Annotated in this window: 16 protein-coding genes and 2 pseudogenes; 3 read left to right on the forward strand and 15 right to left on the reverse strand. The window is 51.0% G+C overall.

Translation table 11 applies throughout. The annotated features are described in order from the left end of the window. The first annotated feature begins 115 nt into the window (after positions 1-115). On the forward strand, positions 116-1,828 hold the full coding sequence (locus tag L63ED372_RS02775; RefSeq protein WP_062403009.1) for an ATP-dependent nuclease: 1,713 nt from the start codon (positions 116-118) through the stop codon (positions 1,826-1,828). Further along, entirely contained in the window at positions 1,821-3,260 is a 1,440-nt protein-coding gene (locus tag L63ED372_RS02780; protein ID WP_062403012.1) for an AAA family ATPase, read from the forward strand. The genes L63ED372_RS02775 and L63ED372_RS02780 overlap by 8 nt, the downstream gene beginning before the upstream one ends. Before the next feature lie 195 nt (positions 3,261-3,455). On the opposite strand, the gene L63ED372_RS02785 is transcribed toward L63ED372_RS02780, so the two are convergent. From L63ED372_RS02785 to L63ED372_RS02815, 7 genes are all read right to left on the reverse strand, one after another. Next, positions 3,456-4,883, reverse strand: coding sequence for a hypothetical protein (locus L63ED372_RS02785; RefSeq protein WP_062403015.1), 1,428 nt, complete (start codon positions 4,881-4,883; stop codon positions 3,456-3,458). Further along, positions 4,880-5,272 carry a plasmid mobilization relaxosome protein MobC gene (gene mobC, locus L63ED372_RS02790; protein WP_062403018.1) on the reverse strand — a complete coding sequence of 131 codons (393 nt, stop codon included), beginning with the start codon at positions 5,270-5,272 and terminating at the stop codon, positions 4,880-4,882. Before mobC ends, L63ED372_RS02785 begins: the two co-directional genes overlap by 4 nt. 785 nt (positions 5,273-6,057) lie before the next feature. Continuing rightward, positions 6,058-6,867, reverse strand: coding sequence for a hypothetical protein (locus L63ED372_RS02795; protein ID WP_062403021.1), 810 nt, complete (start codon positions 6,865-6,867; stop codon positions 6,058-6,060). Positions 6,868-7,027: 160 nt separating this feature from the next. Further along, a complete protein-coding gene (locus L63ED372_RS02800; protein ID WP_062403024.1) occupies positions 7,028-7,381 on the reverse strand; it encodes a hypothetical protein in 354 nt (117 codons plus the stop codon). Beyond that, positions 7,378-7,695: a hypothetical protein gene (locus L63ED372_RS02805; RefSeq protein ID WP_062403027.1), complete on the reverse strand. Its 318-nt coding sequence runs from the start codon at positions 7,693-7,695 to the stop codon at positions 7,378-7,380. Before L63ED372_RS02805 ends, L63ED372_RS02800 begins: the two co-directional genes overlap by 4 nt. Before the next feature lie 87 nt (positions 7,696-7,782). Continuing rightward, positions 7,783-8,283, reverse strand: a complete 501-nt coding sequence (locus L63ED372_RS02810) for an antirestriction protein ArdA (RefSeq protein WP_062403030.1) — start codon at positions 8,281-8,283, stop codon at positions 7,783-7,785. Further along, a complete protein-coding gene (locus L63ED372_RS02815) occupies positions 8,280-8,852 on the reverse strand; it encodes a hypothetical protein (RefSeq protein ID WP_156343535.1) in 573 nt (190 codons plus the stop codon). The genes L63ED372_RS02810 and L63ED372_RS02815 overlap by 4 nt, the downstream gene beginning before the upstream one ends. A 315-nt stretch (positions 8,853-9,167) precedes the next feature. Here L63ED372_RS02815 and L63ED372_RS02820 point away from each other — a divergent pair, with 315 nt between their 5' ends. Then, the gene (locus tag L63ED372_RS02820) at positions 9,168-10,094 is read left to right on the forward strand and encodes a hypothetical protein (protein ID WP_156343536.1); all 927 of its coding nucleotides are present in this window, start codon (positions 9,168-9,170) and stop codon (positions 10,092-10,094) included. Between the two features lie 83 nt (positions 10,095-10,177). On the opposite strand, the gene L63ED372_RS02825 is transcribed toward L63ED372_RS02820, so the two are convergent. The 8 genes and pseudogenes from L63ED372_RS02825 to L63ED372_RS02860 all read right to left on the reverse strand — a co-directional run. Then, positions 10,178-10,591 carry a DUF3293 domain-containing protein gene (locus L63ED372_RS02825; protein WP_062403039.1) on the reverse strand — a complete coding sequence of 138 codons (414 nt, stop codon included), beginning with the start codon at positions 10,589-10,591 and terminating at the stop codon, positions 10,178-10,180. Then, a complete protein-coding gene (locus L63ED372_RS16330) occupies positions 10,588-10,815 on the reverse strand; it encodes a hypothetical protein (RefSeq protein ID WP_156343537.1) in 228 nt (75 codons plus the stop codon). The genes L63ED372_RS02825 and L63ED372_RS16330 overlap by 4 nt, the downstream gene beginning before the upstream one ends. A 261-nt stretch (positions 10,816-11,076) precedes the next feature. Continuing rightward, positions 11,077-12,924 (reverse strand): hypothetical protein, encoded by a 1,848-nt coding sequence (locus tag L63ED372_RS16470; RefSeq protein WP_197275310.1) that lies wholly within the window; start codon positions 12,922-12,924, stop codon positions 11,077-11,079. A gap of 124 nt (positions 12,925-13,048) precedes the next feature. Continuing rightward, the gene (locus L63ED372_RS02840) at positions 13,049-14,230 is read right to left on the reverse strand and encodes a GIY-YIG nuclease family protein (RefSeq protein ID WP_062403043.1); all 1,182 of its coding nucleotides are present in this window, start codon (positions 14,228-14,230) and stop codon (positions 13,049-13,051) included. Then, positions 14,223-16,328, reverse strand: coding sequence for a DEAD/DEAH box helicase (locus L63ED372_RS02845; RefSeq protein WP_062403046.1), 2,106 nt, complete (start codon positions 16,326-16,328; stop codon positions 14,223-14,225). Before L63ED372_RS02845 ends, L63ED372_RS02840 begins: the two co-directional genes overlap by 8 nt. After that, a pseudogene (locus L63ED372_RS02850) lies at positions 16,325-16,708 on the reverse strand (type IIL restriction-modification enzyme MmeI); the annotation flags it as partial. The gene L63ED372_RS02845 and the pseudogene L63ED372_RS02850, both read right to left, overlap by 4 nt. A 6-nt stretch (positions 16,709-16,714) precedes the next feature. Then, complete coding sequence (locus L63ED372_RS02855; RefSeq protein WP_062402482.1) at positions 16,715-17,665, reverse strand: IS30 family transposase; 951 nt, start codon at positions 17,663-17,665, stop codon at positions 16,715-16,717. 103 nt (positions 17,666-17,768) lie between these two features. Then, positions 17,769-20,144: pseudogene (locus tag L63ED372_RS02860) on the reverse strand (class I SAM-dependent DNA methyltransferase); the annotation flags it as partial. Positions 20,145-20,194 lie beyond the last annotated feature (50 nt).

Consider the following 20,194-nt stretch of genomic DNA (forward strand, 5'->3'; position numbering starts at 1 on the left):
ACGAGATGTATCTATGATGGGAGCATCGAGCGAAGAGACGTTCCATGCCGCGCTTGGGGGAGCATTGATCGGGAGTAGCTCAGTTCATAAGTGAAGCCCTGGAGGACCTTGCTCGGTGAAGATCAGAAAAATAAAAATCAAGAACTTTCGAGGCGTGAAAGAACTTGACTGGAGCCTTCCCAACGCCGACATCTTCTGCCTGATTGGCAAAGGTGATTCTTCCAAGTCCACGATCTTGGAGGCCATCAGATATGCCTTCCATCCGCAGTGGAACCTGATCCTCAGCGACTCTGACTTTCATCAGTGCAAAGTCGCGGATTCAATCGTCATTGAAGTCACCATCGGGGCCTTGACCGAAGAATTCTGTTCTTTGGACAAGTACGGTCAGTACCTCCGTGGCTGGGATGCTGCAACCCTCAAGCTTACTGACGAGCCTGAAGATCACTTGGAGAGTGTCCTGACTGTGCAGCTGACGGTCGACAAAGATCTTGAGCCCAAGTGGATGGTTGTCTGTGATCGTCACCCTGACGGCGTTCAGTTCAAGCAAGGCGATAGGAACAAGGTCAGTGTCGGCCTCATCGGCGCCTATAGCGAGAAGCAGCTTTCCTGGGCTACAGGCACGGCGTTGGCGAAGCTCACCGAAGCGCAGAGTCTGAACGAGCTGCTGGCAAATGCTTCCCGTACAGCCAGGGCTTCATTGGACGGTGATCGGCCTGTCACCCTCAAGAATTTCGATGCGGCGGCTGGGAAGTCGCAGGAGATTGCAAAGCTGTTGGGGGTGCCGGTGTCGGACGCCTACAAGGCTCACCTCGATCTGGCTTCTATCAACCTGAAAGTTGGTGGGTTGGCGCTCCATGACGGTGACATCCCTCTTCGGCAGCTAGGTCTTGGGTCAAGACGAATGCTGCTGTGTGGCATTCAAAAGATGGGTTTGGAAGAGGGCCATATCACCTTGTTTGACGAAGTGGAGTTCGGCTTGGAGCCGCACCGAATCACACGACTGATCAAGCATGTCCGGGAAGACAAACGAGGTCAATACTTCCTCACCACGCACTCACCCACGGTCCTGCGGGAACTCACCGTAAAAGAGCTGTACGTCGTGCATAGCAAGGGTGGGGTTGTGCAGATCACTTCCGCTGCAAAGGACGGTCTGGAACAGCTTGAAGTGCAGGGAAAGATTCGATCCAGCACTGAAGCATTCTTGGCAAGGAAGGTTGTGGTTTGTGAGGGCGCTACCGAAGTCGGGTTCGTGCGAGGTTTTGACGATCACCAGGTCGGCAAGGGAAAGGACCCGCTGTCGTATCACGGCGTTGAGCTGCTAGATGCCAGAGGTGCCAATAACATAAAAGGTTTGGCTAAGGCATTCAAGGCGCTTGGCTATGAGGTCACAGTCCTTGCAGACGCTGACTCACCTGAGAACTTCTCACCAGCCGACGAAGCCGAATTGGTGAAGCTAGGTGTGCCGGTCGTGGCCTGGGACAGCAAGCTGTCCTTGGAAGAAAGGGCGATGAAAGATCTGCCCTGGAGCGCTGTCCTTGCGAGCGTGCAACTGGCTCAGACCGAGTTCGCATACCCGGTGCGAGACCAAGTTTATTCGAGGCTCGTCGCCAAGTTTGAACTTGCTCAGGAGGTAGAAAAATGGGTGGAGTCTGAGAATCTGCGAGCTGCAATCGGGCTTGCCGCGAAGAAGTCGGAGTGGTTCAAGAATATTTCTAAAGGGGATCGCTGGTTCAGCGCTGCGGCCCCCAATTTTGAGGACGCTGACTTCGCGAAGAAGGATCTGTCAGTAAAGCTGAATAAGCTCTGGGCGTGGATAGAGCGTGTCTGAAGAACTTGCTCTCAAGCTCAACGACTTCACTACCAAGGGGTATGTGATAGCGCCAGCTGGCTACGGCAAGACGCACCTCATTGCCATGGCTGTCAAAGCTGCCACCAAACGGCAACTGATCTTGACCCACACGTTTGCGGGCGTGAATTCCATCAAGACCAAGATGACCGCTCTTGGTGTGCCTGCTTCCAAGTACCAGATTGACACAATTGCGAGCTGGTCTCTTCGCCTCTGTCTGGCCTACCCGAAGACTTCGGGCTGGAAGGTAGAGCACCCCACAAGCAAACAGTGGAACAAGCTCTACGAGTGCTGTTCTGGGTTGCTGGGTAAGCAGTTCGTTCGGCATGTTGTCTCTGCCACATATGCCGGCGTGTATGTGGACGAGTATCAAGACTGCTCCGATCTGCAGCATGGCCTTGTCTGTGCCTTTGCTGAGTTTTTGCCCTGCCGAATCTTGGGCGATCCTATGCAGGCCATTTTTGACTTTGGTGGTGACGAGAGCAAGCCTGTTGATTGGGCTGTAAGTGTCTACCCGACCTTCACTTGCCTCGGCCAGCTAGAGACGCCGTGGCGCTGGAAAACCAATGGCGACCCGAATCTTGGAGCATGGCTCAAGAAGGCAAGGGAGACCCTGGAACAGGGACAGAAAATTGATCTTTTGAATGGCCTGCCTGCCTGTGTGAAACGTGTTCAAACCACCCCACAATTCTTGGCGTCAAAGCAATGCTCCTCACTGATGGGATTGCTGGGCCATCAGGAGAGTGTGATTGCCCTTCATGGCGGCGATCAGCAGTCCAAGAATAAGACCCATCTCTTGGCAAGAACCATGGGGGGCAAATTCTCTTCCATTGAAGAAGTTGAAGGCAAGGATCTTCACTCGTTCATCAAGAAGCTGGTTGCAGCCAAAACAACTCAGCAAGGCTTCCTCCTGGCTTTGGATTTTTCCAAGAAGTGCTTCACTGGTGTAGGGGACATCTTGACTGCTGGGACTAAGAGAGGCGAGGTCGCAAAGCAGAGCAAAGGTACCAAGTACCCATTGGTCCTGCATGCTGCCAATGCCTATCTGAACAGCCCAACAAGTGCTCACCTTAGAGCTTTCTTCTTGGCGTTAAAGGATAACCCTGAAACGTCAGCCTACCGTCGTGATTTGCTGTATCGCTTCCTCAACGTGCTGAAGATTCACATTGACGGTGGCGGGACAACGCTGACGGACGCGGCAAACCTGTACCAACGTGACATGAGGCACACGGGAAGACCGATAAGTCACCGCAAGCTCATCGGCACAACGCTGCTGGTGAAGGGGCTTGAGTACGACCATGCAGTTATCCTCGACGCAGACACTCTGGACGCGAAGGATTTATATGTTGCAATGACTCGTGGCGCCAAGACCCTGACCATAGTTGGCGAGCAGTGGCACCTACCAGCCAGGTGAATCGACCAAGTTTTCCTAGATAACCCAAGGTAGTGTTAGGTCATGCTCAGACTTCTGCAGACGCCTCAGCGCAATGACTGCTCTGAACATCATCAGTCATTGGTTTTTCTGATTTGAACGACAGCATCCAGCCTAGACCGGACCACCTGTACCAAAATGGATTTGGTAGCAAATATCTGAAATGAGATTTTGATTTCAATATCTCAATTTTTTCATGGTGTTTTTAGGTGCTCCATACTGAGACTGCCTGATACCCTGTAGGACGTTCAACTGGTCTGATATGGCTTTTGCTTCCAGTGATCCAACTTCACAGTCATTAAGCTGAATGCTCAGCGCCCTAATTTGCTCAGCGATTTCTGCAAGTGGGTTGAAAGCGGTGATTGGTCGTCCCCCCCTCCATTGCTCCCCTCGTCTTGGTCCGTTTTGACATGGGTCCTGACGAAGTGAGAAAGCTTGTTGTGATTGATCTGAAGCATCTCCAAGTCCTTTGCCATCTTTCGGATGATTCCAGCCATGTGAATCACTCCACTGTCCTCCACGCGTTTGAAGCAGGTTTCGCTCCAAGCCACTTGGGACATCAGTGTGTTTATGTGTCCTGTGAGCATGTTCAGTCGCTCTGAGTGGAGGAATACCACCTCGTGCATTAGCTTTCTCGGGTCCTGCTGTGGACCTCCTGTTGCTTGATTGTTTTCCATACACACGCTCCTTTCTTGTTGTTTTGGGTGTATCTGTGATGTGCACTGCTCTTATGGCGAGCAGTTGCTCCAGCCTTTTCTTTGCCTCCGAAAATTCTTCCTCACCAAAACTCGCGCGCTGCTGTTTGGCCTTGATTTCTGCGTAGTTGCTCTCGTGCTCATAAAAAGCGCCTTTGAGCTTGATTGCCTTGGGTGTGCCCGGAAACTTAATGGAGACGGTTTTATCGTTGGCTCTTGTGACGGTGAGGCCGAGCGTGTCTTCCATGAACACCATCAGTTCTTGTCTGTCGTTAACGGCGCCCGACTTGACTGCCTTCAAAACCTCCGCGTGCAGGAGTTCTGATTTTTGCTTCTGGGTGTAGTGCTTGGCTTTCCTCCAGAAACTGTCCATTCCCAGTCTTGTGGGCTTTTCATGAACCTGCTTCCAACCGTTTTCGTGGTTCACGATGGACGTGAAAAGAGACATCACTTCAAAGGTCTGTTCACCAGGGGGATGTGGGTTCCAGCGCTTGCCTGCCACACTTTTTCCCTTACTGTTTTGCCCACCCAGCAACGTCATCGGCAACACGAAGTGGACATGAAATCCCTCAAGCCCAGTAGCTTTGTCTGGTTGCTCCCTGTGCAACACAAATAGAGCGTTGAATTGGTCTGCCTCAAGACCCGGTGCCACAACCCTTTTGAACTGGTCCAGTATGCGAAGAAGCTCAACCCTCGTGGGTTGTTCTGTGCTCCTGAAAGCAAGGCAACCACTGGCGTATTTATATTTGCGCTGTATTCCGTTGATGAGTTCAATCGTCAGTGCTGGTGAACCCTCCAAAAGCTCAGGTTTATGGGCACGCTCTTGCCCATCATGGCTATGGGTGCTCAAAAGGTATTTCACAGGGGCTTCGCCATTACCTGTGCCGGTATTGAAGAACCTCACAATCACTTCGCACCTCCAGTTTTCGCCTGCGCGAGAAGCTCGTGTGCAACCTCCTGAATTTGTGCCAGAACCAATCGGACTTCATCATCAAGCGGTGAGCCTTGGTTCAAGTGCCGCGCGATTTGATTGACGTTCACACCAATCTTGTTGAGCTCGTAGGTACAGCCCACCAGTGCTGTGTATGTCTTGCGTTCTGTTGCTGATGGTGTGGGTTTGAGACCTTGTGCTCGCAGGTATTGCGCAAGATTGTCAAAGTGGTGTGTTTTGCGATGCTTTTCAAGCATCAGAAGCTCTTCGGGACTGACTCTCAGCACCACTCGCTCACTGCGCAAAAACGGATGCGTGTCCCAGTTGCCTGCCTGTCCTGATTTCTGTTTGCGCCTTGGAATAATCATGCCCGCTCCTTTCTTCTTCTGCTTCGCACATTGCCAATGTGCTGTTCGGGTCTGGGTGTCCCAGCAAGTACCCATCTAGCGATTTCAGCGCACTGATGGGGTTACCTTGCTGTGGGTACCTCTACTCATGAAAGCAGAAAAAAATCGGAAGTCAAGTTTGAGGGCTGGTTCTTTGGAAACGCAATTTGCGCGCGGCGTTCTTTTTTGTTTCACTATCGTTCCACACTGCTTTCGCAGTCTTTGCTTCGCATGATTTCTACCTTTGCTTCGCTTGAGTGTTGAACCCCTGAAAAGATGGGTGGGTACAGAAAACGGCTAGGACTTGCCCCACACGAAAGAGGTAAAGCTTTACCCTTACCAACCTGATTTGGTTGGTTCGGGCTTTCCTGAAATCGTGTGGGTCCCACATCTATTCGGGTCTAGTCACTACAAGGACTAAACAAGTTCGGTTCAAGTGCTTGTCCACTCCCAGGCGCGGTCCGAACAATAAGCCTCTCGCTTTCGTTGTGCCTGGTGCCCATTCTTACGAATTGGGTGGTTTTTTAACCTGTCGCGTTGCTGGTTGGCTGCTCATGTGAGCATTCAGTTTAAGTTTGTCTGAGCCATTCTTTCTGCACCAGCAATCTGTACAACAGGGAACACCGTAGACAGTGCGAATCGTGAAAAGCACGGTATGAGGGGTCAAGTCCAGAGAAGGTCGCCATACCGTGTCAGCTGACGCATAACACTGTCATAATTAATAAATCAAATTATTTAATAAAAGTCAATACAAATACATAAAAATATTAAATTTTAAGTGATTTTTGCTTGATGGGCTCTAGATTGCTAGTTTTGTGACTCAGCAGCGCATCTAATTTTTTGGCTTGAACGACCGCTTCAAGATACTGGACCGGATCTTGGTAACCTACAGCCTTGCGAATCCTGTAGCTACAAGTTGGAAAAGCTCGATTGCTTTTGTTGTCGAGCTCTTTCAAGACCTCAAGAACAAATTCTTCGTCATCGTGTAGCCCACCGGTAGCCTGAAGGAAGTTTTCAGCTTGGACACAAGCGATCACTTTCACTCCGCGTACAGCACCGAGGTGACCTGGAAGGCTGCGGATGAGACCAGGGCTGGCTTTGACCAGCTCCACGAGAAAGTCCGTTCTTTGGTAAAGCAGGGCTTGCAATTCTTCGGACAGATCGCAATTTTGCGTGTAGCCAAATGGACGATGAGCGTTTCGGATATTTTGATCGCTAGACAGATCTGGCGAGAAATAACGTCTCCACTCACCCAAATCAATCTGCGCAGTTCGCGATGCGATTTCTTTGGATTCGGTGATCTCCGGTGGTAGGAAGGGACCGATTCTGGCCAGGTTGAGGCTGGATGGCTTGGTTTCCAGCATTCGGAGAAATGCTGAGGCAATGAATTCAGAATCCCATTCGATGTTCTGATTGTAATTTTCTTCCACAATGAACCTGAACAGGTTGGGCTCACGTGCTAGCGCCTCTTTGCAAACTTCTTTGTCAGTCCAGAAATGGCGGAACACTTTGTTTTTGAAGTTCTCTCCTGCTTTAACGTGCTTAAGAGCTGTGCCTTGTGTTTTGTATGCTTTCATATTTTTTCCTTATTAATTAGTTTATTTACTATCGCTAGCTGCAATAAAAAGTATCGTCAGTGTCTTGTCTAATTGCTCTACGCTGCCAGGATTTGTAGTGATTTAAGTTGGCAAATTGCCAAGTTGTTACGCCCCGTTTAGATAGGGCGCATGTCGTTATTTATTGCGTAAGTTGCCTTAAGACAGCCTCAAGACTGGCCTCCGGATTGATGTTCCTCCAAAATTGAAGTGCAAATTCACGCTGCTCTTTCGGCAATCGCAGCCACCACCAGATTCGTTCATCAGGCCAGCCAGAAGGATTCAGTAACTCTTCTGGAATCCCACTTGAGTTATTGATGATCAGGCACGGGTCTACTTCGTCACTGTGCAGGTCGAGGCAAGTCTCAATGAACTCTTGCTCATCTTCAATGAGCGTAAGGTCCACCCAGTATTCGCTGTCAAAAATGCGATCTTCCAGCTTGTCGTGTGTGGTCACATAAACTGCCGCTGTGAAGTTTTCATGTGGGATGCTCATTGCTGACCTCCCTTGCAAATCACTTTGACTTCGTATCCTTTGACAGTCCTCGACAAACTGACCATCTCGATTGAATCTGGGATCGGGCCGAATTGCGTTTCAGCTTCGCAAAGGTATTGCGAGGCAACCCAGACCGTCTCGTGTGGATAGGCGTAAAGAATGGAGCGAAGCGTTTTCGCTGTTTTCTCCGGCAGCGTGCCTTCACACAAGCTGGTGAGTGTCTGTTGAAATGAGCGATCGTGCTCGCGTGTCCACCCAATGATGCGTTGCATCAATGCGTTTACGTTACTGTCCAATTTTGTCTTCGTATTCATAATTTCTCCTAAAGTATTAATTAATGTGTCTACTGGGTTGCTTAGCTGCTCTAGCTCAGCACACCGTTTTGTGATGTGCTTTTCTACTTAGCGTCTAAATGCTTTCACTTTTCCGCCTGTGCGGACAAAGGTCATATCTCCTCCAACTTGCGCATCGTGAGCAAATTGGTCGAAATCAATATAGTTTTGGGCGTGTTCAGGCAACTCACTGAGCATTCCTGTCTCCTCCCAATAGTTGCGAGCCCATTCGCGTTCGCTTTCGTGCTCGCCCTGGAACGCTTCCAAGGCATCGGCAACCTCGCCTGATTCGTCAACATCGTCCCAGTAAGTGGCAACAATCTCTCGTTGACCGTTATCCAGCTTCAACCATTCCCATGTGCGTTCATCGATGGACGATTCAGAGATGAAGTTGCTTGGAATGTCCTCCCAATCCTGGAACATCAGTTCCGGGTCTTGTTCGTCACTGTGCAATTCACGGCAGGCTTGAAGGAACGCCTCCTTGTCTGCGTAATCGTCCAAATCAATCCAGTCTCCCCTGATTGATCCGTTGTTGTATTTGTTATAGGTGCCAACATAGACTGAGCTCATACGAATTCCTCCTTCGTATAAAAGTTGCTGCCGCAACCATCACCTGCTTCCAACGCTGAAACCCACTCATCTTTTGGCAGACAGAAGAGCACGAAGTTTTGACCTTGATCGTATGTAGCCCATGCGATATCGTTAGCCCATCCGAACTGTCGCTTCTCTCCAAGCCAAAGCTTTGCGACAATTTTTCCCAAGGTGCTGCCGATCTTTTGGTCGTCAACATCCATACCTTTTGGGTTCCAAAGCGAGATCTGATAATCGGACTTGAGGATGCCCGGATAACCAGTGTTTTTTGATGTGCTGAAAGCCTTAGCTGTCCAACGCTCGGCATACACATTTGGCATCGTCTTCGCACCAAAATGGTAGGTGCAGCACATAACGATATGCCTTGATTCTTCACTAAGAGCAACGAACTGATTCACGCGGTCAGTACATTCCGATTCCGTCAGAAGCTTGTTGCTAGAGGCGATATCCACCAAACTGCGGTAGGCGGTCAGCGTGTCATGCAATCGTTTTTCGAGGCGATTGTTTGCGTGCTGTGTGTGCTTTGATTTCAATGTTTTTTTACTCATGGTTTTCTCCTTTAAGTTGAGTGTTTGTGCCTTTTGCACAGTTGTTATTACACGCAGGGGTACTCACATTTATGAAGATTGAGAACTCCTGAGTGCCCATGCTTGACAAACTAAAAATTTGTCTGAGACACCTAATTGAGATAAAAAAAATCCAATCAAAGTCAACTGCGTACTTCATCAGTTGCAATCCAATGGTTTGTATCCATACAAAAGCTCCATCCTGCTCCCGAGGAAGAACTTCTAGGCAGATTGAGAACCTCTTAGTGCTCGTACTTGACAAACTAAAATCAAGTCACCAATGCCATTGGAGTCAATATGCGAGCAACATCAAACGAGCACTTCACGTTGGATCGTCCAACACCTGTGCTGGAAGACAAGCGCCTTGAAAAAGTGCGAGTTCGGCACTGGTTTTTTTTCATTGCACGCAAATCTATTGATGGGACTGTTGACCACAAGAACCGCTTGCTTTGGGAAGAGCATTTTTTAGGACCCGAAAAAAATGCGGCTGAGGTGAAGTTGGTAAAGCACCTTCAGCAATGGCTCCGTGATGACTCGCAGTTGAGCAAGTTGCGTGAGGACCAGCTTCGGTTTGGTGCTGGTGTTGCTTCCGCTAAGTATGAAGAGGGCGCGACTTCGCCAAACGAGTCCACTCTGGCATTGTTTGAGACCTTGATCAGAGGCTCACGTGCAGAGTATGAATTTGGTCCCTTGGGCGAACCGTTATGGGTTGTGCTTGCTGGTAAGGTAAGTGCTTGCGAAGAGTACGTTGCACAGTGTTTTACTGACGAGGAGATGTTGAACACTGAGTTCAGAGATCGCGTTCAATCAGTCATGGATGCGTTGATTGCACCAGCCTATAGGATTTCAATCAGTGACATACCCGACTTGGGTGTTCAACAGAAATCTGCCCATCCGGTCTGGCTCAGTCATGTCAATGAAGTGACCAAGCTACCCAACCAAGAGCCCAGTGATGACACATTAGAGGTATCAACCATTGATGACCAGATTATTCTTGCCATTGCTCTTTGGCACATAGCTGCGCACCGAAAAGAGAAGGCATTTTTGCAACTTGAGTGGCTTCTGATGGGCCTTTGTTACGGCACCATCGCTCACCACTTTTCTGAAGACATTCAGGCGTTTGTGCTTGAAATGCTGCGCGATAAAGGGAGCAAAATACCCTTACCGAAACAGGGAAGGATGCTCAGTTTCGAAGAGCGCTGGTCGATCACATTCTGGAAATGACTTTTTCACGCTTGCGGAAATGCGTGCCCTCTGTAAATTAATTGGTCGTGATGACTGAAGTGTTTGGTGATAGCAAAAATCTGCTAGCTGCAGCACGGCACCAGTGAAGGTGCTCCCATGGCAGGTGCCCAGACAAAAGCCCACTGGCCGTATTTTGTAGCCAGAGCCTTGGCTGCTTCTAGGTCGATGCCGAGGACGAGGACACTTTCTTCACCCGGCCAAACATTGGCTGGGTGCTGGCCGATGCCAGGCAAACTGGTTAGGCCTAGTGCTTGAAGATCGGTCAGAAGCGCGCTTTGGCGGCTTGCGTTCTCGACTTGGCTCAGTGGCTGACTGTAAGGGTTCCAGGCGGTAATGAAAGCAGCACCAATGTACCCACCGGTCTGCAGCAGTGAATCAAGCTCGGGGCAGGTCTGACCGATGTGTAGGGTGATCGGTGGCTCGAGGTGGACGATGTAGTGGGTTTCGTCGAAGGCTTTTCTCAGTTCATGGTTCATTGTGCCACCTCCGCCTCAATCAGACTGAGGAGATTTCGCAACCCAGTCTGGTCAAGACAAGCAAAGAAGCGTACCTGTTCTTCGTTAGGGTTGCGCGACTCCAGTCGCTTGCTTGTAATGGTCAGGGCATAACCACCCACGGGAGATGGAACCGGCGAAAGTTGGGCGTGGAGGCTGAAGTCACCGTTGTCGAATAGGGTTGTGCGTGATGCGGTGTTTGCCATAAAAAAACTCCTGCGCCTCGTTTGCAGTTGGGTAACGCCCAGAATGCACACGAGGCCAGGAGTGCTGGGGACGTTTAGCGGTTTCACGCCCCCGCAAGTTCCTAAATCGGGCGGTCAGGATTAACTGACAGTGCGATTATATATGTTGCAAAGAGTCGCATGGTTTGAGGTGCTGAAACATCTTCGGAAGGGCTTGTAATTTGGGCCCTTTTTTGTGGTGGTCAGGATAACTGCGGCACACTACTTCCCACTTAAGTGATATCAATGCAGGCATTGATCACCTAGGATGTTGCGTAGCTCTTGCACATAAGCGTCATAGATTCGGCTGAACTCCACCAACATCAATGCATCGGTCGCATCAACGGCATCTTCACTTTCATAGCTGAATGTTGCTTGCAACAACGCAGTATTCAAAGTCGGCTGCCGTAAATTTTTAGTTGCAGAATCTCTCGCAGCCTCGTGATAGCGTCTATTCCAACGCTCAAAATATTCCAAATTAAAGTAGTCAGGAAAGCTGGCGCGCTTTAATTGCTGTGCAATCATGCTGTCAGCGAGATCATCAGCAGCCAACGCCGTTCTATTGAAATCCAAAACATCTGTAAATGCAGCACCGAACTTCATTGCTAAAGCCTCACGCAAAGACCGCTTTATCAAGAAAAGCGTAAAGCACATACACACCACTTGAAATTTTGCAGCCGATGCAGAGTCTTGAAGTTCAAGCCGTTCGCCTAGCTCTCTGCTATGCAGGTGCTGGTCTTGAAAGGGAAATGGCAAGATGTTAGCCAGCACTTCTTGCGCGAAGTCGATAGGCCTTTTTTCCTCAGTTGGCCTCCATTGTCGGTCACGCCATTGAACCTTGTCGCGGATGTCAAGCCATAAAGCTTTGTATTTTTGGTCAAGCTCACTTGGCACGTAAGGATTGGTTAGAAGGTCTTGGAAAAAGATCTCAGGCTCTTCCGAAGATGAACGGCGGATTATCTTGATGCCGTCACTCCAGCTATCAGGGGCTTGGGACGTAATGTCTACTGCGATGTACTTGCCCACTTGACCCGAGAAGAACGTGTGTTGCTCTTGGATGATTTGGGGTTCTGTGCAGACCTCAACCGCATTGCGCATCTTGTATGCAAAGGCAACAGCTTGCTCCTTGTGCAAGACATATCGCATGAAATCAAGATGCTCTCTGTTCTCTAAACCAAGATCACCCATCATCACAATGAACTGGCGACCCTGCACATTTACACCCGTAAACACTTTTGGGAGTACGGTTTGAGTTTCAAGCAGCTTCTCAAACCAACCAATTAGCTCCGTTGCAAGTTGACGCCCTATGTCTGCTGGCACTTGTATGGGGGCAGTGTCAAACACTGGTAAGGGCTGCAATCCCTTGTAGCCAACATTGAGACCTTCACCACGGACCAACGGTATGTAGTTCCCGCTTTCCTTAGCTTGTGGGTCAAATGGGTCGTTGCTGTTGGCAGCACGGACAACTGCGAAATGTCCGGTTTTACCTGTCGTTGCACAGTCCAAGGCGATCTGTCTGATGTTGCTTGGTATGGCAACATCTCTTTCAGGCCATCTGGCAGCTCTTACTACAACCCATTCCGGGCCGTTGTCACCCACAAACCAAAGCGATGGGTCCACAGCAGGATTCCCCTGCCATGACATAAGCTTTTTGCCGCCTTTTTCAAGTTCATCACGAACAACCTGAACTGCAAAGTCTTGCAGTTCCCAATCAGTCATTTCAATCTTTTCGTTCGTTACCAACGCCACTGGATTGATGATTTTCTCGGTTTTGGCATCAAGCAACCCCCATCCTGGAACGGCAGAGCGCCATTCATTGCCATGCTTCATCATCGGCATTACGCAAGCATGCCCCTGACATCCGTCAGCTATAGCAAGAAGTCCTTCAAGGCTTGCTGGGCCAACCACCTGCTCATGCGTGTCTTCTATTCGAACAAAAAATAATTGATTACCGATACGGAATGACAGGTGTTCTAAAAAAGGGGGATTCAAATGTGCCCTCAACCACTTCAATGAACCCTGACCTTGTTCTTGCAGGTGCAGACCAGCCGCTTGCCAGCATTGTGCAAATGCCTCACTCACCTTGTCCATGTGTATGTTGTGCATTCTTATTGATACCGGTTGAGGAAAAAAACTTAATCTGGTTTTGTCAAACTTATTGATTGACTTCGTTGCTGCTGTCCAAACCCTTTTTGAAATCAGATACCCGCAGCACTTAGGTGCGAACCAGTTGTGCCCTAGGGGTGTCGTAGATTACCTCGGTGATGCTGCCATCCATGATGTGCTGGACGGCTTGGTCAATCACGTGCAAGGGGACCAAGAACCATTCGCGCGGCTTGACGGAATTGCCAAACCTGTCGTCAATGGTGATGTCAATCTGGGCGCTGCTGAAAATTTTGTGGAACAGGTTTTCCATCCGGACCCGGTTGATGTTGTGTAACTTGTAGGTGGCGACCACCTCCACATCAGCCAGAAGATAAGTGGCGTCCTTGTCCGCGCCCGAGATTCGGGTTTCAACCTTACCCCCAGTCACTCCAATCTTGTGAATGAGTTCACGGTGCTCACTCACGTAAGGGTGACTGGACTTGCTGCGCAGGACATAGATGGTGCCGGTTTCAATGTCGTCCTGTTCTTGGGTGTCAGAAAACAGGGGCCCCATGTCAGGGACTGTCAGCCTGCGACCTGTTTCGTCCTTCCATAGTGCTTTTTGCAGAGAGCGCAAGAGCAAGTTGCTCTCGGTTCCGTTGCCAAAAATCACCCGCAGTCGTGCATCGTCGTGGCCCGTTTCCATCTTGATGGTGTCACCCACTTCGGCTACATAGGCAAATTGACCGTCAAGAATGAAGAAGTCGTGCAACTGGATGCTGGCGTCACGTCCAAAGCGAAGGGCGGTTCTATTACCTGATTTGAGTTCTCGCTCGGCTTGCTCAAACAAGGGCTGGAACTCATTGAAGTTCTTGCAGGGAGTCCGGTTGGCAATCTCTTCGGCGTTGCGCCGCTCAGCATTGGAGCGAACATGGCGCAACACGGTGATGTCATCTGTGGGCTGAGCCTCCAAATCCACTCCCAGTTCTGCTAGCAAGGCATCTTCGTTCAGGCTGTCAATGTTGGCGGCGGCTGGTCCTACTCGTAGCAGGCCGTGTGTGTCGTGTAGTGCCAGAATGGCCAAAGCCTGCGGTAGTTTGCGCAGTTGTTCGAGCCTGACGGCATAGAGGCGCTCAAAAATGTCCCGCCCTTCACTGTTGACTGGCAGGCGCTTGTGTTCCTCAAAAAAACGCTGAATGTCCTCAAACCCGGCTATCACCCGTTCTTCAAAAGGGGTGAGGGCAGAGGTTTTGACTGGGGTGACTTCAACCCCCAGCGCATCCAGTATCTCGTCAGCGGAGAGGTCAGACATTATTTGCCTTTGCTTTTGCGGCGGAACGGTAGTTGGCAAGTGCCTTCACACCCAGCGCCATGCGCTTTTCCCACGGGTCAGCCGATTCCACATCGGGCAATCGGCCTCGTTCCATTTTGAACTGCAAAGCCCGCTTGGCCAAGTCCAGCGCTTCCTCTTCCGAGATGGTGGCCTTCTTGGCCTCAATCGCTGTTTGCACCTGTCGCAGCAACTTCTCGTCCATGGATTTGGCCAAGACAGAGTAGGCGGCTTCAAACGGGTTGATTTGGTCAATCAGTTCAATGTCAAGGTCTCGGACATTGACAAATTTGCGCACACCGTCCAGCAGTGCCGTGTTGGCTTGTGCTGTCTCGTCATCACCTGCGCTGGCTTTGGACAATTCCAGCTTGGCTTGCTGGGTCAGGTTCATTGCCGCAATCGCATGTTGGCGAATAGCCTCTCGGTCCTGTTCGCTTAGCTCAGGGTAGCGCTCTCGCACAATCTTGCCCATGCGCACTTGCGTAAGGTCTTGCGGAACGATGTTTTCCTTGTCAAACAAGCCTTGCTCCAACGCTGTCTTGTCTTGCAGGAAGTCAGTCAAAACCTCGTTCAGGTCCTCTTTGCAAATTCGAGAAGCTTCTGGGCTCTGTGGCATAGCCAGCCCCTTGATTTCCACATGGTATTGGCCTGTTGCTTCGTTCACCCCCAAGTTGGTCTTGCCCTCTTGGTAGCCCTCAGGTCCATAGTCAAAACCTTCTTTGGGACCTGCGTCTTTGGGCGTGAACTCGTAGCGAGGAGCAAGCACTTGCTCCATCAGCAAACTGGCCGAAATCGCCTTCAGCATGTCGTTGACTGCTTCGGTCACTTCTTTTTGGTCGGCAGTCGGCTCAGCAATCAAGTTGGTGAACCGCGCAGACGACTTGCCTTGCGCATCCCTAGTGGCTCGCCCAATGATTTGGACAATCTCGGTCAGACTACTGCGGTAGCCGACCGTCAGGGCATGCTCACACCAAATCCAGTCAAAGCCTTCTTTGGCCATACCCAAGGCAAGGATTATGTCCACATGGTCACGATTGTTCTTCTGAGCTGGGTCCTTTAGCGCCGTCAAGACTTTGGTGCGTCTTGCTGCATCGCTGTCATCAACCAAGTCGGCGACTTTCAGGGTTCGGCCGGATGGCGTAAGCACCAAGTTAAAACCGGTGTTCGGGTCAGCGCCATTCCACTGGCCCAGACCATGAAGGATTTCATCCACTTCTCTCCCTTTGTCTTTGAGACTCTCGCGAGCATTGACATTGGGGATGTGAACGATGGTCTTGAGGTCAGGATTGAGGACCTTGTGGATGGCTTCAACGTAGGGCCCGGTGTAAAAAAAGTAGCCAATGTCCAGTGACTTCAGCCATGTGTAGCCGTTCAGTTGCTCGTAGTAGGTGTAGGTGACGGTCTCAAACTTGGCCTCATCATCTGGTGACAGAACTGCCTCGCTGTCGCCTCGGAAGTAGGAGCCAGTCATGGCCACCACATGAACCTTGTCACGGGCAATCAGTGCCGTCAGCTGTGAACCCAGAATGCTGTCGGGGTTGCTGGATACGTGGTGGAACTCATCAATCGCAAGCAATCGCTCGTCAAATGCCTGAATACCCAGCTCTTCCACAGCAAACCTGAAAGTGGCATGGGTGCAGACCAATACCTTGTCGGCCGAGGCAAGAAACTTCTTGACCGATTCCACCTTGGACTTGGCCACCTTGGGTTCATCTGCGCCGGGTGCGTTACACAGATTCCACTGGGGAGCGACCGTCCAGTCCCAATAAAAGCCAAACTGGGTCAGAGGCTCGTCAGCAAAACTGCTTCCGATAGAGCGCTCAGGCACGACGATGATGGCTTGCTTGACACCTTGGTTGTTGAGCTTGTCCAACGCAATGAACATCAGCGCCCGTGACTTGCCAGAGGCTGGTGGCGACTTGATGAGCAAATACTGTTCACCTCGTTTGGCATAGGCTCGCTCTTGCATGGTGCGCATGCCCAGCGCATTAGCCTTGTTGGTGGCGCCTGTGTGAGCCGTCTTGATGGAGACCGATGGGACCGTGTAGGTGTTGAGAGGGCTTCCTGTCTGTGCGGTCATGCTTTCTTGCCTTTCTTATTGACGCCAGTGTCAGCCGTCATCTTGGTGTACATCTCAAACAGCTTTTCCAGTCGCTCGGTGTCGTTCTTGAAGCGCCGGCCAATGTAGATGCGCTCAATCACCTCGTCGTTGCGCTCGTGAGCCATGCGCAGGTTTTCTGGCATGGTTTCAGGGTCGTAAAGGTCAGCAATCGTGGCGGGGAAATGCGCTTCACGGGCAAGCAAGATGGCCTGCGCGCAGTTTGTCAGGTCTACCTTGTTTTGCTCTGTCAAGACCGGTAGGGGGAAGGTGTTCCACCCCAGGGTGTTGGAGTACCGGTATCTAGTCTCTAATTTCCCGCATACGGTGGCAATCCACACTAGGTGAAGCCTAGACACAAGGCGGATTCAAGTACGAACTGCAACACGGTTTAACGAGGCGTGAAACACCTCGTGGGGTGTCTTGAATCCCAGCCGCTTTCTGGGCCGGTGATTCAATCTGTTTTCGATCATAGTCAACTCCTCATCGGTGACAGTTTCCATGCGCCGTTTCTTGGGAATGTATTGGCGCAGCAAACCATTGAAGTTCTCGTTGCTGCCGCGCTGCCAGCTGCAATACGGATCGGCAAAGTAAGTCTGGATGCCAAGGGCCTGATCGATGGCCTGGTGATCGGCAAACTCCTTGCCGTTGTCTACCGTCAAGGTCTTCACCCGTGAGCTCAGGGGCTTGAGCATGCCTTCAATAGCCCGGCCCACCAAATCAGCAGACTTGTTGGGCACTTTGGCCAGCACAGCAAAGCCACTCTTGCGTTCTACCAGTGTCACGATGGCTTGTTTGTGAGCCGCGCCAATAACGGTATCACCTTCCCAGTGGCCCACTTGCTTGCGATCTTCAATGTGGCTTGGTCTCTCGCTGATCGGGCGGCGGTTCGGGATCTGACCACGTCTATCACGCCCGCACAGGTGGCGTTTGCGCCGAGGCTTTTGGCTACGCAGGTGCGTGTGTAAATCACCACCGGCAGCCTTGTTCGCATAGACATACAAATAGACGCTCTCATGGCTGACCGCCACCTTGCCTGCAATCTGCTCGGGGCTCCATTGAATGCCAAGGTAGAAATCCACATCGGACCAGACTTTGGAATCTAAACGGCGGGCATTACGGCTTCGCTGTGCCCGCTCAGAAGCCTTGGCGCAGGCTTGTTCGGCGCGATAGCCACGCTGACCGCGGCCACGGCTGAGTTCGCGGCTGATGGTGCTGCGGCTCCTGCCCAATGAACGGGCGATCTCGCTGATGGTCTGTTTGGCTTTCAAGAGGCTGTGAATTTGGTATCGTTCTTCTCGGCTGAGGTGCTTGTACATCTGGCAACTTGGACTTGGCGGTTTGAGTGGCCATGATGCCTTGACATCCTCAGCCACCCATCACCGGGTTTATCTTTGTTGCACCTCGTACTTGAATCCGCCCAATCAAAGACAGACACCAAAGCGGAGCATCGTATATGACGGACGCCGCATTGGAGACAACTGTGCTGTAGTTAGTTAGGTCGCAAGGGAGATATTCCCTGCGCTCCGATGACACGTTAGGTATTGCTATGGCAAGGTGACTGTTATGCGGGGCGAAAACGAAACGATGCGGTGTGCCAGCATTGTCTGCCGCCTGCTTACCTCCAGAGGCCCTCTTTTGGGCTACCAGCGAAAATCTCATTCTGAGTTCTGGGATGCTCTCAGCTTCCCGAATGTCTTCGTCCTCAACCCAAATACACCAACGAGACCCACCATTGATGATCTCATGCGAACCCGAGTACCTCTTGATGAATTTTGAAGCACTAGGGAACTTGGAGAGAAGGATTTTTTTCTCGTCGTCAGAAAGCATTAGATGGCCACCATCTGATGGCTTATTTCCTGACTGCATTGAAGGCAGCAAAGAGATTGGTGCACTTCGTTTCGAAACTATCAGGTTCTCAGTGGAAACCAAGTAGGGACTGATGTTTGAAACTGTTCTGACCACCTCTGAATCAAATATTTTCTTTGCGGTCTGTTGCTTAGCAGTCAACCCAAGAATGACACATGTGACAGTGGCTTTTTTACTGGCTAGATTGCTCCAAAGAAAAGATGTGTGCGCAAAGTGGATCGAATTTTTTTGCTCAAAAACAAGAGGCCACAGCATCGCAACCTGCTCCCCTTGCGTAATTGAATTGGTGGTCACGAAAGCACTAGATGAGCCGGCCCTGTTATTGAACTGCGCAGCTTTCAGCATGAAAGCCGAGACATAGTCAAGGTCTTTGTAGGCCTTCAAAAGAGGGGCGAATATTCTGGCCATGTCCTCTTTTTGAGAGACTGTTTGACCCACGCTGCCTTGATACGGTGGATTGCCGCATAGGTAGATTTCGCCCCCTTCATTTTCAAAATCAATTTCGTTCTGAGTCGTTGTTGCGAACAAGTCATCGCCAACGATACGTACTTTCTTTTCAGTCGGGTGGCATATGCTCAGCCAATCAAGTCGCAGGGCGTTGTCGCAAACGATCCAGTTTTGAGTGTCCAGCGGCAAGAACTCTGCGAGAGCATCTTGCTGGCCACGGTAGAGAACATCACACTGGAACTCAGCGATGATGAGCGCCAGACGTGCGATTTCAGCTGGAAAGTCGCGCAGCTCAATGCCCCTGAAGTTGGTCAAAGGGATTTCAGAGCCAAGGTGCTCTTCGCCCCGTCTGCGGTTGATTTCAGCCTCAATCGCCCGCATTTGCTTGTAGGCAATGACGAGGAAGTTGCCGGACCCACAGGCTGAGTCAAACACCCGTATGCGGGCCATGCGCTTGCGCAGGTTGAGCAACTTGACACGGTTGTCACCAGCGCTTTCAAGCTGCGCCCTAAGGTCATCAAGGAACAAGGGGTTGAGGACTTTGAGGATGTTGGGGACACTGGTGTAGTGCATGCCCAACTCGCCCCGTTCTTCGTCGTCGGCAACGGCCTGAATCATGCTCCCAAAGATGTCGGGGTTGATTTCCTTCCAGTTTAGGTTGCCTGCATGGCTGAGGTAGGTGCGTGCAATCCGTGTGAATTTGGGGACCTCGGTGCTCCCAGAAAACAGGCCACCGTTCACATAGGGGAAGGCATTGGCCCAGTTGGGCAGTCTGGGCTGAGCGCTGTCCCGGTCGTTGGCCTTGATGTTCATGGCCCTGAAAATGGTTTCCAGCACATCGTGTGTGTTGGAGCCATCACGCTCGCTCATTTGCTCGACGGTTTTGCTGAAAAGCCCCGTGCTGTTGAAGATGCCCGTGTCTTCTGCAAAGAAGCAAAAAATCAGTCGCGCCATGAAGTGGTTCATGTCGGCCCGGCGCTGGTCTTTGGCCCAGTCTGGGTTTTCACGAAGCAACTCCACATAGAGCTTGTTCAGTCGCCCTGTGGCTCGTACATCAATCGGGTTGTCCTTTATCTCCTTGATGGTGGAGATGCCCGCCAGTGGCAGGAAGAAACCGAAGTGGTTGGGGAAGTCCACAAAGTCTGTGGATATGGTTTCCCCTGTGATGAGTTCTTCGGCTTCTAGGGACTGGCCATCGGTGGCCAATATGAATTTGGCTTTGGCCTTGGTGGTGGCTGGGCTAGCCTTGAGGGCTTGCAGGGTTTGGCCAACTGCACCAGCCTCGCAGGTTGCGAGGTGGATGTTGTTGCGCAGCAGGACCCCGCTGGTGAGATCTGAGGAGTTGCTGTGGCCGGTGCGCAGTTTTTTGAGCGCTACCTCTTTATTGCCAAAGGCGGCAAGAAACTGGAAGGGAAACTCGGCGGCGTCAAACGCTTCAAGAGCAAGGTCCGATAGTGCGGCTTCAATTTCTACTGCGTTCATGGGCCTTTAACCTGTGTTGTACGACTTGGCTCCAGCGGGTTCCAAATGGT

The sequence above is a fragment of the Limnohabitans sp. 63ED37-2 genome (genome assembly GCF_001412535.1).
In the GTDB taxonomy this organism is placed as follows: Bacteria; Pseudomonadota; Gammaproteobacteria; order Burkholderiales; family Burkholderiaceae_C; genus Limnohabitans_A.

Coding starts and splice junctions, on each gene's coding strand:
- mobC (WP_062403018.1), bottom strand. CDS start 5,272: ATGATTATTCCAAGGCGCAAACAGAAATCAGGACAGGCAGGCAACTGG.
- L63ED372_RS02795 (WP_062403021.1), bottom strand. CDS start 6,867: ATGAAAGCATACAAAACACAAGGCACAGCTCTTAAGCACGTTAAAGCA.
- L63ED372_RS02800 (WP_062403024.1), bottom strand. CDS start 7,381: ATGAGCATCCCACATGAAAACTTCACAGCGGCAGTTTATGTGACCACA.
- L63ED372_RS02805 (WP_062403027.1), bottom strand. CDS start 7,695: ATGAATACGAAGACAAAATTGGACAGTAACGTAAACGCATTGATGCAA.
- L63ED372_RS02810 (WP_062403030.1), bottom strand. CDS start 8,283: ATGAGCTCAGTCTATGTTGGCACCTATAACAAATACAACAACGGATCA.
- L63ED372_RS02815 (WP_156343535.1), bottom strand. CDS start 8,852: ATGAGTAAAAAAACATTGAAATCAAAGCACACACAGCACGCAAACAAT.
- L63ED372_RS02820 (WP_156343536.1), top strand. CDS start 9,168: ATGCGAGCAACATCAAACGAGCACTTCACGTTGGATCGTCCAACACCT.
- L63ED372_RS02825 (WP_062403039.1), bottom strand. CDS start 10,591: ATGAACCATGAACTGAGAAAAGCCTTCGACGAAACCCACTACATCGTC.
- L63ED372_RS16330 (WP_156343537.1), bottom strand. CDS start 10,815: ATGGCAAACACCGCATCACGCACAACCCTATTCGACAACGGTGACTTC.
- L63ED372_RS16470 (WP_197275310.1), bottom strand. CDS start 12,924: ATGGACAAGGTGAGTGAGGCATTTGCACAATGCTGGCAAGCGGCTGGT.
- L63ED372_RS02840 (WP_062403043.1), bottom strand. CDS start 14,230: ATGTCTGACCTCTCCGCTGACGAGATACTGGATGCGCTGGGGGTTGAA.
- L63ED372_RS02845 (WP_062403046.1), bottom strand. CDS start 16,328: ATGACCGCACAGACAGGAAGCCCTCTCAACACCTACACGGTCCCATCG.
- L63ED372_RS02855 (WP_062402482.1), bottom strand. CDS start 17,665: ATGTACAAGCACCTCAGCCGAGAAGAACGATACCAAATTCACAGCCTC.